General features: G+C 68.1%; 11 protein-coding genes. 4 read left to right on the top strand and 7 right to left on the bottom strand.

Annotation, left to right across the window (positions count from 1 at the left end; genetic code table 11):
• Positions 1 to 209: 209 nt before the first annotated feature.
• The 3 genes from B4C31_RS08570 (at position 210) to B4C31_RS08560 (ending at position 3,653) form a co-directional block, all read left to right on the top strand.
• Positions 210 to 1,385 (top strand): MalY/PatB family protein, encoded by a 1,176-nt coding sequence (locus tag B4C31_RS08570; RefSeq protein ID WP_291532124.1) that lies wholly within the window; start codon positions 210 to 212, stop codon positions 1,383 to 1,385.
• 74 nt (positions 1,386 to 1,459) lie between these two features.
• Positions 1,460 to 2,845 (top strand): Na+/H+ antiporter NhaA, encoded by a 1,386-nt coding sequence (gene nhaA / locus B4C31_RS08565; protein WP_291532123.1) that lies wholly within the window; start codon positions 1,460 to 1,462, stop codon positions 2,843 to 2,845.
• On the top strand, positions 2,838 to 3,653 hold the full coding sequence (locus B4C31_RS08560) for a TIGR00730 family Rossman fold protein (protein ID WP_161786254.1): 816 nt from the start codon (positions 2,838 to 2,840) through the stop codon (positions 3,651 to 3,653). Before nhaA ends, B4C31_RS08560 begins: the two co-directional genes overlap by 8 nt.
• A gap of 60 nt (positions 3,654 to 3,713) precedes the next feature.
• On the opposite strand, the gene B4C31_RS08555 is transcribed toward B4C31_RS08560, so the two are convergent.
• From B4C31_RS08555 to B4C31_RS08545, 3 genes are read right to left on the bottom strand one after another with little or no spacing between them, the layout of a single operon-like run.
• Entirely contained in the window at positions 3,714 to 4,385 is a 672-nt protein-coding gene (locus B4C31_RS08555; protein ID WP_033509215.1) for an O-methyltransferase, read from the bottom strand.
• A gap of 29 nt (positions 4,386 to 4,414) precedes the next feature.
• Positions 4,415 to 5,353, bottom strand: coding sequence for a succinate dehydrogenase/fumarate reductase iron-sulfur subunit (locus B4C31_RS08550; protein ID WP_289068787.1), 939 nt, complete (start codon positions 5,351 to 5,353; stop codon positions 4,415 to 4,417).
• A gap of 60 nt (positions 5,354 to 5,413) precedes the next feature.
• Positions 5,414 to 7,282, bottom strand: coding sequence for an FAD-binding protein (locus B4C31_RS08545; RefSeq protein WP_291532122.1), 1,869 nt, complete (start codon positions 7,280 to 7,282; stop codon positions 5,414 to 5,416).
• A gap of 50 nt (positions 7,283 to 7,332) precedes the next feature.
• Between B4C31_RS08545 and B4C31_RS08540 the strand changes: the two genes are divergently transcribed.
• On the top strand, positions 7,333 to 7,728 hold the full coding sequence (locus B4C31_RS08540; RefSeq protein ID WP_349679140.1) for an MGMT family protein: 396 nt from the start codon (positions 7,333 to 7,335) through the stop codon (positions 7,726 to 7,728).
• 7 nt (positions 7,729 to 7,735) lie between these two features.
• On the opposite strand, the gene B4C31_RS08535 is transcribed toward B4C31_RS08540, so the two are convergent.
• From B4C31_RS08535 to B4C31_RS08520, 4 genes are all read right to left on the bottom strand, one after another.
• Positions 7,736 to 9,064 (bottom strand): DNA-protecting protein DprA, encoded by a 1,329-nt coding sequence (locus B4C31_RS08535; RefSeq protein ID WP_291532120.1) that lies wholly within the window; start codon positions 9,062 to 9,064, stop codon positions 7,736 to 7,738.
• Positions 9,061 to 10,593 (bottom strand): YifB family Mg chelatase-like AAA ATPase, encoded by a 1,533-nt coding sequence (locus B4C31_RS08530; protein ID WP_291532119.1) that lies wholly within the window; start codon positions 10,591 to 10,593, stop codon positions 9,061 to 9,063. Before B4C31_RS08530 ends, B4C31_RS08535 begins: the two co-directional genes overlap by 4 nt.
• Positions 10,593 to 11,054, bottom strand: a complete 462-nt coding sequence (locus B4C31_RS08525; protein WP_291532118.1) for a YraN family protein — start codon at positions 11,052 to 11,054, stop codon at positions 10,593 to 10,595. The genes B4C31_RS08530 and B4C31_RS08525 overlap by 1 nt, the downstream gene beginning before the upstream one ends.
• A 181-nt stretch (positions 11,055 to 11,235) precedes the next feature.
• Positions 11,236 to 11,640: bifunctional hydroxymethylpyrimidine kinase/phosphomethylpyrimidine kinase (locus tag B4C31_RS08520; RefSeq protein ID WP_291532117.1), on the bottom strand; the 405-nt coding region annotated here is incomplete at its 5' end.

Raw genomic sequence — 11,640 nt, 5'->3', positions numbered from 1 at the left:
CAGGTTCGAATCCTGTCTCGCGCACCACAACGGCGGAGCGTCAGCGCTCCGCTTTTTTCGTATCCCCGCCCATACTGCCCGGCGTCGCCGGTGAGTGCTTATGGTTCGTTCGGCACGATACATCACGGTCACGGGAGAGAACCAGACACGCGGTATCATGGTGTCGTTTGTGACTTCCGCTATGAGCGAACGACAAGGAGCAGTGACGCATGTACGATTTCGAGACGCTGGTGGACCGCAGGGGCACGACCTCGTCCAAGTGGCATATGATCGAAACCGATATGGGGCCGGGCAATGAGGATGTCATCGCCCTGTCCGTGGCCGATATGGAGTTCAAGCCCGCCCCCGAGATCGTGGAGGCGCTGGTCCACGCCGCCCAGCATGACATCTTCGGCTACGACTACGCCACCGACCAGTATTTCGATGCCCTGGTGGGCTGGATGCGGCGCCGCCACGCGTTGGACATCAAGCCCGAATGGGTCACGCTCTCCGACGGCGTCATGCCGGCCGTCAACACGGCCCTGCGCGCCGTGACCCACCCCGGCGACAGCGTGATCGTACAGAGCCCGTCCTACCCGCCGTTCGTGGCCGCCGCCCGCAACAACGGCCTGACCCTGCTGGACAACACGCTGAAGCTTGAGGACGGCCGCTACGTGATGGACTACGAGGACCTAGAGGCCAAAGCCTCCGACCCGCGCTGCACCGCCATCATGCTGTGCAACCCGCACAACCCGGTCGGCCGCGTCTGGAGCGCCGACGAACTGCGCCGCCTGGCGGACATCTGCATCGAGCACGGCGTGACGATCCTATCCGACGAGATCCACGCCGACTTCGAATACCCCGGCCACAAGGTCACGATGTTCTCGAACCTGGGGGAGCGCTACGCCATGCACTGCATGGAATTCACCGCGCCCACCAAGACCTTCAACCTGGCCGGCCTGCTGTGTTCCAACGTCATCATCCCGAACCCGGAACTCAAGCGCGCCTTCGATGTGGCCGCCGAGAACATCGCCGGTCTGACCGTCAGCCACTTCGGCCTGGTGGCCTGCCAGGCGGCCTACAACCATGCCGAACCGTGGTTGGACGAGCTGATCGGCGTGCTGCAGGGCAATCTGGCGCTGCTGCGCGACTTCGCCCACGCCACCGGCACCACGCTGATCGAGCCGGAGGGCACCTACCTGGGATGGCTCGACTGCCGCAGCCTGGGCTTCGCCGACGCCGACGCGCTGTGCTCCTTCATGCGCGACAAGGCCCGCGTCTATCTGGATGAGGGGCAGATGTTCGGCACCGCCGGCGCCGGATTCGAACGCGTGAACCTGGCCTGCCCGAAGCACCTGCTGGAGCGTGCGCTCGGCCGGATGGGCGACGCGCTGGCCGCCCGCTGACCCGGTAGCGAACTCCGTCGACGCCGGTAGAATGATACCGGCAACTGATTCGCATGGATGAAACGGAGTGCGGCATGACAGCACGTCGGAGGGCATGGGCGGCGATTCGCAGAATCGCGGCTTCGGATCGCATCAGCGGACTGATCATGCTCGGCTGTGCCATCCTCGGCCTGGTCCTGGCGAATTTGCCGGCCACGGCCCACCTGTTCGAGACCGTGGCGGAGACGCATCTGGGCATTCCCGGCACCGACATCGACCTGCCGCTGGGGCACTGGGCGCAGGATGGTCTGCTGACCATCTTCTTCCTGACCGTGGGGCTGGACCTCAAACAGGAGCTGACCACGGGCTCGCTCGCCAACCCGAAGGCCGCCGCTGTGCCGATGCTGTGCGCGGTGGGCGGCATGGTGATGCCGCCGATCCTGTTCCTGACTGTGGTGGAGCTCTACGCCCGGTTCGGCCCACCCGCCGTCGGCGAGGCCACTGTGGCCTCCGGCGCGGTGTTCGGGTTCGACGAGCTGGCCCAGGGCTGGGCCATCCCCACCGCCACCGACATCGCGTTCTCCCTGGCCGTGCTCGCATTGTTCGCCAAGGCCCTGCCCGGGTCGATCCGCGCGTTCCTGATGACGCTGGCCACCGTGGACGACTTGCTGGCGATCATCCTGATCGCCGTGTTCTTCTCCTCGCTGGAGGCCTGGTACTGGTTCGTCGGCATCGGCGTGTGCGCCCTGGTCTGGTGGTATCTGGTGCGGCGCAAGCGCGTGCCGTGGCTGGTGGTGGCCGTGGTCGGCGTCCTGGTGTGGATCATGATGTTCGAGGCGGGGATCCATCCCACGCTCGCCGGTGTGCTGGTCGGTCTGCTGACCCCGGCGCGTCCGATTCACGGCGAGGCCTCGCCCCGTGCCGAACGCTACTGCGTCAAGCTCCAACCGCTCTCGTCGCTGGTGGCGCTGCCGGTTTTCGCGCTGTTCGCCGCCGGCGTGCATTTCGAGACGCTCAGCCCCGCGCTGCTGACCTCGCCGGTGGTCATCGGCATCGTGGCGGCCCTGGTGGTGGGCAAGCCGTTGGGCATCATGGCCACCGCCTGGCTGTCCACCCATCCCGGCGGACTGAGCATGCCCAAGGGCCTGCGCGTGCGCGACATGTTCCCTGCGGCCTGCGCCTGCGGCATCGGCTTCACGGTCTCGCTGCTCATCGCCTCGCTGGCCTATACGGATGCCGAGCTGTCGGCGGAAAGCCGGTTCGGCGTGCTGATGGCCTCCCTGGTGGCCGCGGCCATCTCTGGCGTGCTGCTCAGCTTGCAATCCAAACGGTACGAGCGCGAACGGGCCGCGGCGCACGCCGCGATCGGCACGATCGGCGGCAATGTCGCCGCGCATGAGGAACCCCAACCGGACGAATCCGAACTCGTCTGGCACGACCATATCGACGACGAGGAGAGCGAGGAGACCGAGGATGACTGACCCCACAACACAGCCGGTGGACCCGGAGGACCTGATCCGCCGCCGGCAGGTCGACCCCGCCGCCGGCGACATCGACGCACCGCCGTTCAGCGAGACCTATCACCGTGGTCCCGTCATCCTGCGCGGTCCGATGATCCCGCAGGACAGCACCACCGCCAACCTGCTGAAGGCGGAGCAGTCCACCGACTGGCTGCATATGGATCCCTGGCGCGTGCTGCGCATCCAGGCTGAGTTCGTCGACGGATTCGGCGCGCTGGCCGAGCTGGGACCCGCGGTATCCGTGTTCGGTTCGGCGCGGACGCAACGCAGCGATCCGGCCTACCGTGCGGCGCAACGCATGGGCGCCCTGATCGCCGAACGCGGCATCGCTGTCATCACCGGCGGGGGACCGGGCATCATGGAGGCCGCCAACCGCGGCGCGGCCGCGGCCGGCGGCAAATCCGTGGGGCTGGGCATCGAGCTGCCGCATGAGCAGGGCATCAACGAATGGGTGAACCTGGGCATGAGCTTCCGGTACTTCTTCGTCCGCAAGACCATGTTCGTCAAGTACTCGTCCGGCGTGATCATCTGCCCGGGCGGGTTCGGCACGCTGGACGAGATGTTTGAGCTCCTGACGCTGGTGCAGACGCACAAGGTGGAGCCCACGCCCGTGGTGCTGTTCGATACGTCGTACTGGCAGGGCCTGTTCGATTGGATCACCGGCACGTTGGAGCCGCGCGGCATGATCTCGCCGCTGGACCCCGAACTGGTGACGCTGACCGATGATCCGGAACAGGCCGTGGCCGTGGCCACGAGCACCATACGCTGACCGTGGCCACGGCCACGGTCAGCCATCCGGCCAGACTCTGTCTTGCCGGGGCACGATCGGTCAGCGCTTGACGGCGATCAGCAGTCCGGTGCCGGACGGGGTGAGCGTGGAGCGGAAGCGTTCATCCGACTGCACGGCGTCGAGCAGTTCGCGCATGGCCACGGCCTTGTCGCCGCGGTCGGCGGGATTGGGCACGCCGCCGTTGGCGTGGGGATCCTCCAAGGCCATGACGTCGGTGAACACGATGACGCCATGCTCACCCAGCACCCGTGAGGCGTGCTCGAAGGCGGGCGCGTAGTTCGACGCGTCCCCGGCGACCACGATCAGGTCGTAGTCCCCGGCGTTCAGCCTCGGCAGATAGGTGCCCACGGGGGCGCTGACGGCGCGCAGCGTGGTCTGGGTGCGGTCCGACAGCCCCGCGAACAGCTTGCGAATCAGCGCGATGCCCTCCGTGGAGGAATCCACCGCGGTCAGCTGGCCGCGCCCCTCCAAACCGTCGATGAGCTGGAGCGTTTCGACCACCGACGCGGTGCCGATGGCGATGATCGAGGAGGCGTCGAGCACATGCACCAGCAGCGAGAGCAGTTCGGCCTGCGCCGCCGACCCCTGGGGGATGCCCTCGCGCTCCACGGCCGTGCGCACCTCGTTGAGATCGGGGGACTGCCGGGAGAATGCGCGATCCTCGACGAACTGCCAGACCTTGGCCAGATTCGTGTATGACGTCTTGTTCATGGTTCCGCCTTTGAATGTCGATGGATGGGTCAGCGTTCCTTGACCTGCGCGATCAGCTGCCAGATCTCCTCGCCGACGTCGATGCCGCGCGGGCATTCACGGGTGCAGGCGCGCACCGACTGGCATGCCGCGATGCCGTCCGCCGTGTCGATGGCGTCCATGCGCTCCGCGGCCTGCGTATCGCGCGAATCGTTGATGAACCGGGACGCCGTGATCAGCGCGGCCGGCCCGATGAACGCCTCGCCGCCGGCGAACACAGGACAGCTGCCCTCGCACACGCCGCAGGCGATGCAGTTGCTGAGCAGCTCGTACCTGGCCAGCTGGTCGGGGTGCTGCAGGTATTCGAAGACGTCCACCTTGCCCTCGTCGGTGGTGGCCAGCACGCCGTCGGCCTGCAGGTACGGCTTGAGCTTCCTGATCTGTTCGAGCATCGGGTCGATGTCCGCGATCAGGTCGCGCTGCACGGGGAACCCGGGAATCGCCGCCAGTTCGATGACGCCGAGGGACCCGTCCGGCACATCCCCGGACAGTGTGCCCGTATCATCCGTGTCATCCGCGCCACCGGTCCTGCGGAACCCCTCCTCGTCGGTGGCGGAGGCCTCCGGCTTGGCCCAGTCGGCCACCGTGGCGGTGCACAGCAGCGTGGGCGCGCCGTTGATCGCCACCGCGTCCGAACCGCACATGCCGTGGCCGCAGGAATAACGGAACGCCAAGGTCGGGTCGACCGTCCGCTTGATGGTCAGCAGGCAGTCCAGCACCGTATCCTCGGGGCGGGCCGCGATCGTGTACTCCTGCACCCACTGCTTGCCGCGTGGGCGTCGGCGGGCCGAATCGCCGCCGAACGGGGAGGACTTCCTGGCGAACGGACTGCCCGCGCGCGCACGGTCGCGCTCGCGCTCGGCGCGTGGCGTGAACCGGTGCACACGCAACGTCACCGTGGTCATGTCGTTCTCGAGTCCGCCGCTCATTGCTCCGCCTTTCCTGTCAAAAACCGTCATATAGTCTGCCATATCCCGTACCCGTCCGGCTCAGTACGAACGGGCCTGCGGCGGCATGTCCTCGATATGCACCGGCTGCCAGCCGATGCCGCCCTCGGCGTCGGTCATCGAATGGGCCAGGAAGCGTTCGTCGTCGCGTGCGGGGAAATCCATCCGGTACAGCGAGCCGCGCGATTCATGACGCGCGTCGGAGGCCTCAAGCATGGCCGACCCCAGGTCGATCAGATGACGCACCTCCCAGATGGCGGTCAGCTCCTGGTTGAACGCGGGGGTGTCGCTATGCGGATGGAGGCTCGCGGCCTGCGGCGCGATCCGCTCGGCGATGGCCTCACGCGCGGCGGCGATGGTGTCCTCGCTGCAGTGGACCGCCAGCGCCGACTCCATGACGGCGCCGAGTTCGGCCATCAGTTGATAGGGGTTGCCGTCGGCCGTATCCTCGTCGTCGGCATCGGCGTCGGCGCCGGCCTTGGCCGCGGCCAGCAGGTCGGCCACCTGGGTCCTGCGTGCGGCTGCGGCGTCATCCACCCGGTCCTGGACGGTTTCGTCGCCGGCATCCGGCGCGGCTGCGGCACCCTCCAGACGCGCGGCCATCGAACGGCCGGCGCGGGTGCCGAACAGGCAGGCGTCGAGCAGCGAATTGCCTCCCAGTCGATTCGCGCCGTGCACGGACACGCACGAGCACTCGCCGGCGGCGAACAGTCCCTCGACCGTGGCGCGCCGCCCATCGGTCCAACGGTAGACCTCGCCGTCCACGGTCACCGGGATGCCGCCCATCGTATAGTGGGCGGTCGGCTTGACCGGGATCAGGTCAACGGCCGGATCAAGATTCGCGTACTTGCGGATGGTGGACACTACCTCGGGTAGCACCTCGTTCATATGGTCGGCGTCGATGCCGCGCATATCCAGCCACACGCAGTCCCTGCGCCCCTCAGGATCCTTCGGATCGGCCACGCCGCGCCCGGCGTCGGTCTCCGATCGGATGGCGCGGCTGACCACGTCGCGCGCGGCCAGGTCGGCATGGCCCGGGGCGTAGCGCTGCATGAACGCCTCGCCCTCGGCGTTGCGCAGCACGCCGCCCTCGGCGCGCGCCGCCTCGGACAGGAGGATGCCGGTATGCGCCAGCCCGGTGGGGTGGAACTGCATGAACTCCACATCCTCAAGCTGCAGTCCGGCGTTCAGGGCCAATGCCATGCCGTCGCCGGTCAGATCCCACGAGTTCGACGTGGTGTGGAACAGCCTGCCCGCGCCTCCGGTGGCCAGCAGGACGTTCCTGGCGTGCACGGCGTGCACGGCGCCGGTATGCGTATCGAACGCCACCACGCCCTCGACCTTGGTGCGTGCCTCGTCCAGCACCAGGTCGGTCACATACCATTCCTCGGCGAATGCGATGCCGGCCGCCACGCACTGCTGCCACAGCGCGTGCAGGATCTGGTGGCCGATGCGGTCGGCGGCGTAGGCGGCGCGCTTGACCGGCTGCTGGCCGAAGTCGGCGGTGTGACCGCCGAAGCGCCGTTGCGCGATATGCCCGTCCTCGGTGCGCGAGAAGGCCACCCCCATGCGTTCGAGGTTGATGACCGCGGCGGGGGCCTCCTGCGCGAGCAGTCTGGCCGCATCCTGATCGACGAGCCAGTCGCCGCCCTTGACCGTGTCATAGTAATGCCAATGCCAGTCGTCGTGCTCTACATTGCCCAGGCTGGCGGCGATGCCGCCCTCGGCCGAACCGGTATGGGAACGCAGCGGCTGGAGCTTGGAGATCACCAGCACGGAGGGCTCCTCGCCCAAGGCCCGGCGTTCGGCGAATCCGGGGGAGTGGACCATACCCAGCGCCGCCGACAGACCGGCCGCGCCGGCGCCGACGATCACGACATCATACATTGCTTCGACATGCTTCGGACTCATAGTCTTGATTCTCGCACAACGGCGGTAATAATGGAGCCATGAGTGAGTCGTTGGTACCTGATGGCACCCAAGGCGGTGCATCGGCGTCCGAGGATGCGGGGCGGACGCAATCGTTCAACGCCGGCGTCTACGAGGTCGTCAGGCGCATACCGCGTGGATGCGTGGCGACCTACGGGCAGGTGGCGGCGCTCGCCGGACGCCCCCGTGCCGCGCGGTTCGTGGGGTTCGCGCTGCACGCCAACCCCGAGCCCGGGGTGATCCCCTGCCATCGCGTGGTGTTCCGCGACGGTTCGCTGGCGCCCGGATTCGCGTTCGGCGGCGAGGAGCGTCAGCGTGAGCTGCTTGAGGCCGAAGGCGTGGTGTTCGTGCCGCCGCCGGAGGGCGCGCCCAACGCCGGCGTCGAGGGCTGGCGGGTGGATATGGCGCGTTGCCAATGGCGGGCATAGGCCGGTCTCAACCGTCGGCAACGGCATAGCCGGTTCGCTCGCGCACGATGACGCCCTCCAACTCGAGGCGCGCCAGCTCGGCCAGCACCTGTTCCACGCCGGGGCGCATGCCTGTGGTCTGCAGTTCGGCCAGGATGAGGTCGGCCGTGGCCGGGCTATGCCGCCGCCGGCATGCGGCTATGGCGTCGAGGATAGGTTGGGTGGATGGGGTCCCGCCGTCCGGGGCCGCATCCTGCGAGGCGATGCCGTCCGCGGTGCGGTCGATGGGCGGGTGCGCGGTGTGACAGATCTCGTCGATGCAGCACATCGAGGAGATGATCATGGCCATGCCTATATGGATCAGCGAATTGCAGCCGGCGTTGCGCGGCGAGGTGATCGGGCCCGGGACCGCGTACAGCTGGCGGTTCAGATCGGATGCCCATCTCGCCGTGTTCAACGCGCCGGACCGGGGGCGGGCCTGCGCCACCACCACGGAGGAGGCCAACGCCGCGATGAGCCGGTTGCGCAGCAGGAACCGGTGGGATTCCGGAATGACGTCCGGGCACAGCTCGCTGATCAGCGCCCCGCCCTGCCGCCGCATCCTCTCGAAGAGGCGACGGTTGCGTTGCGGCCCGATGTGATGCAGCCCACCGGCGAATACCGCGACCGTACGTCCCGGGGGAATCGTGGCGCCGGAACCCGGTGGTACGGCGGCCAGGGCACCCAGATGCGCCGCGGCGTCGATGCCCATGGCGCCGCCGGAGACCACCAGATGACCGTCCGCCGCGGCCTGCGCGGCCAACTCCTGCGCCACGGTGCACCCGTAGTCGTCGGCCGCCCGTGACCCCACAATCGCCAACGGACTGTCGCAGCAGACCAGCGATTCGGGGTCTCCCAGGCCCCACAGGCACAGGGGCGGCGCCCAATCCTTGCGGGTGACGAGGTCGTCCAGCTGATGGGGCCAGTACGGGCTGTGCGGGGCGATGATCCACATTCCGCCGCCGTCCGTCATCCGCTCGGCCAGCTCGTCCATGGAGGAGCCGGGGAGCGTGCGTAGCCGGCGGATCCATCCGTTCAATGCCGTATGGAACGCCCGCATGGCCTTGGGCTGCACCTTGCGGCCCAATCGGCTCAGACCGGTGGCGAAGCAGCCGTCCAGCGCATTGCGGATGGCCGGGGGCATGGTCTCGTGCCGCGCCGCCGACATCAGCGTGGCCGCCAGGGCCTCGGCGCTGTCGGAGCCCTTGAGCGTGGCGAACATCAATGCGTCCGCGCCGTTGATGGCGGCGGTGAGCACGGCCCTGGACACGGTTTCGGCGTCCGGGGCGGGCATGGGAGGCGACTGTTCGGCGTTCATGGGCGGTCCTCGGTACGCAGGCCGATGGCCGTGAACATATGGTCCGGCGTGGGGGAGTCGGCGCCTGCGAGGTCGGCCAGCGTCCACGCCAGGCGCATCGACCGGTCCGCGCCCCGCAGGCTGAGCCGTTCACGGTTCAACGCCCGGTCGATGACCTGCAGCGCCGCGCGTGAGGTATGGTCACGCAGCCATGAGCCGGAGGCCTGCGCGTTGCAGCTCCATCCATGCCGGGCGAAGCGTTCCTGCGCCGTATGGCGGGCCTGGATGACGCGCTCGCGGATCCGGGCGCTGGGCTCCGCGGGAACGGTGTCGGCGGCCAGCAGCGTGGTGACCGGCGGCACCGTGATCTGGATGTCGATGCGGTCGAGGATTGGGCCGGAGAGCCGGGAGAAATACCGCATCCGATCCCGTTCCCGGCATGTGCACCGCTCTCCGGTGCCGTAGTCGAACCCACACGGGCAGGGGTTGGCCGCCATGACGAGTTGGAAGTCGGCCGGGTAATACGTGGTGCCGCCCGAACGGGTGAGCACCACATGCCCGGATTCCAATGGCTCGCGCAGGGTCTGCAATGCGCGGGTGGAGAACTCCGGCGCCTCGTCCATGAACAGGATGCCGCAGTGGGCGCGGGAGATCGCCCCCGGCTGGGCCAGTCCGCTGCCGCCTCCGACCAGCGAGGGACAGGAGGCCGTATGATGCGGTGCCTCGAACGGAGGGACGTCGGAGATGCCGTAGTGCTGCAGCGTGCCGCACAGGGAGCGGATTGAGGCCACCTCCAGCTGCTCGCGTTCGTTCAACGGGCTCATGATGCCGGGCAGGCGTGAGGCCAGCATGGTCTTGCCGGAACCGGGAGGCCCCACCATGAGCAGATGATGGCCGCCGGCGGCCGCCACCTCAAGCGCTTTCTTGGCTTCGGCCTGGCCGATGACCTCGGCCATGTCTCCGGGGTGGGACGCGTCGAACACCGGTTGCCGGGGCTGCTCGCCGACGGGCAGGTCGTGCGGCATCTGATAGCGGGCGTTGCCGCCCATCATCTCGATGAGTTCGCCGACGTGCCTGACCCCGATGACCTGCGGTCCTTCCACCAGCGAGGCCTCGTCAAGGTTGGCATATGGCACCACCATGCGGTGCAGTCCGCGTTCCCTGGCGTGCAGCATGATGGGCAGCAGCCCGTTGACGGGCAGGACCGTGCCATCCAGATTGACCTCGCCGATCACCACGACCTCGTTCAGGCAGTCCGGCGGAATCGCCCCGGCGGCGCTCAGCACGCTGGCCGCGATCGCCAGGTCATGAGAGGAACCGCGTTTGGGCATGGAGGCGGGGGAGAGGTTCACGGTGACCCGCGTCTCCGGCCAACGCAGGCCGCAGGCATGGCAGGCCGATTTGACGCGTTCGCGGGCCTCGGACAGCGAGGCGTCGGGCAGGCCGATGATGCTGAAGTATGGCAGGCCGGGGGAGATGAAGGCCTGCACCTGGATGACGAAGGCCTTAATGCCGATCAATCCGATGGACAACGCTCCGCCGATGGCCATCAGAACGCCCCCGGTATGTGGTGCAGCAGCGGTCGGCCGCCGCGCACGATGATCGAGACGACATCGAAGCGCACGCCGCGGTGCGCGATTCTATGCCCCGGATCCAGCAGCCATTGCACGCCCGCCCGGCGCAGATTCGCCTGCTTCCTCATATCGACGGCCTCTTGGGGGAAGCCGCAGCGCAGCGAACGCCTGGTCTTGACCTCCACGAAGGCGATCAGGTCCTCCGGGGTCAACGCCACGATGTCGAGCTCGCCATACCGTGTGCGCCAATTGCGCGAGAGGACGCGCCAGCCATGGTGCTCCAGCCAGCCGGCGGCATAGGCCTCCCCGGCGGCCCCCAACTGCTTGGCGTCCAATGTGCCGTCCTGCAGGCCATGCGCGAGCCGGGCCAGGGGCCGGGCATGCTCCGCGGACGATTCCGCCGATGGCCGTGCCGTTGTGATCTGTGCTGTGGTCATGCCTCCAGTGCACCAGACTTCCGTCTGCGGGGGAAGCGGCGCGGGGCGATGTGACCGCAGCGGGCGGTTTCGGGCGTGTTGTGGATAAGTCGATGCAATAAATGCGGCGTCCCTGCGCGGAATGTCGCATATTCCGCGCAGGGACGCCGCGTATCGGCTACAGGCCGCCGAAGGCCGCCGCTCAGTGCAGCAGCGCCGTCATCGCGCCGAGGTTGAGCTCAAAGCTGACGCCGCGCTCCTCGAAGTCGGGCTGGTTGCGGGTGCTGACCATCGCGTCGCGCACGAATTCGCCGGCGATGGCCGCGGCCTCGGACAGCCCCTTGCCCGCCATCACCGCGCCGCACAGCGCGGAGGCGAACGCGTCGCCGGTGCCGTGGATCATGTACGGCAGCTTCTCATGCGCATGCTCCTGCTTGCGCTCGGCGCCGGTTTCTGCGCTGGCCACGTAGTTGCGCAGGAATCCGTCCCCGCGGTCGATGCCCTTGAGCACCACGTTCTTGGCGCCCAGCTTGAGTAGCGCATCCAGCCAGTCGGTGACCTCGGCGTCATCCAGGTTCTGCCCCGGATAGTCGCGGCCGGTCAGGAT

This window comes from Bifidobacterium sp. UBA4282, from assembly GCF_002394995.1.
Taxonomy (GTDB): domain Bacteria; phylum Actinomycetota; class Actinomycetes; order Actinomycetales; family Bifidobacteriaceae; genus Bifidobacterium; species Bifidobacterium pullorum_B.
This window is presented reverse-complemented; position numbering and strand designations above follow the sequence as displayed.

Excerpts from the sequence above, each read along its gene's own strand:
- B4C31_RS08570 (WP_291532124.1), top strand. The coding sequence starts at position 210 with ATGTACGATTTCGAGACGCTGGTGGACCGCAGGGGCACGACCTCGTCC.
- nhaA (WP_291532123.1), top strand. The coding sequence starts at position 1,460 with ATGACAGCACGTCGGAGGGCATGGGCGGCGATTCGCAGAATCGCGGCT.
- B4C31_RS08560 (WP_161786254.1), top strand. The coding sequence starts at position 2,838 with ATGACTGACCCCACAACACAGCCGGTGGACCCGGAGGACCTGATCCGC.
- B4C31_RS08555 (WP_033509215.1), bottom strand. The coding sequence starts at position 4,385 with ATGAACAAGACGTCATACACGAATCTGGCCAAGGTCTGGCAGTTCGTC.
- B4C31_RS08550 (WP_289068787.1), bottom strand. The coding sequence starts at position 5,353 with ATGAGCGGCGGACTCGAGAACGACATGACCACGGTGACGTTGCGTGTG.
- B4C31_RS08545 (WP_291532122.1), bottom strand. The coding sequence starts at position 7,282 with ATGAGTCCGAAGCATGTCGAAGCAATGTATGATGTCGTGATCGTCGGC.
- B4C31_RS08535 (WP_291532120.1), bottom strand. The coding sequence starts at position 9,064 with ATGAACGCCGAACAGTCGCCTCCCATGCCCGCCCCGGACGCCGAAACC.
- B4C31_RS08530 (WP_291532119.1), bottom strand. The coding sequence starts at position 10,593 with ATGGCCATCGGCGGAGCGTTGTCCATCGGATTGATCGGCATTAAGGCC.
- B4C31_RS08525 (WP_291532118.1), bottom strand. The coding sequence starts at position 11,054 with ATGACCACAGCACAGATCACAACGGCACGGCCATCGGCGGAATCGTCC.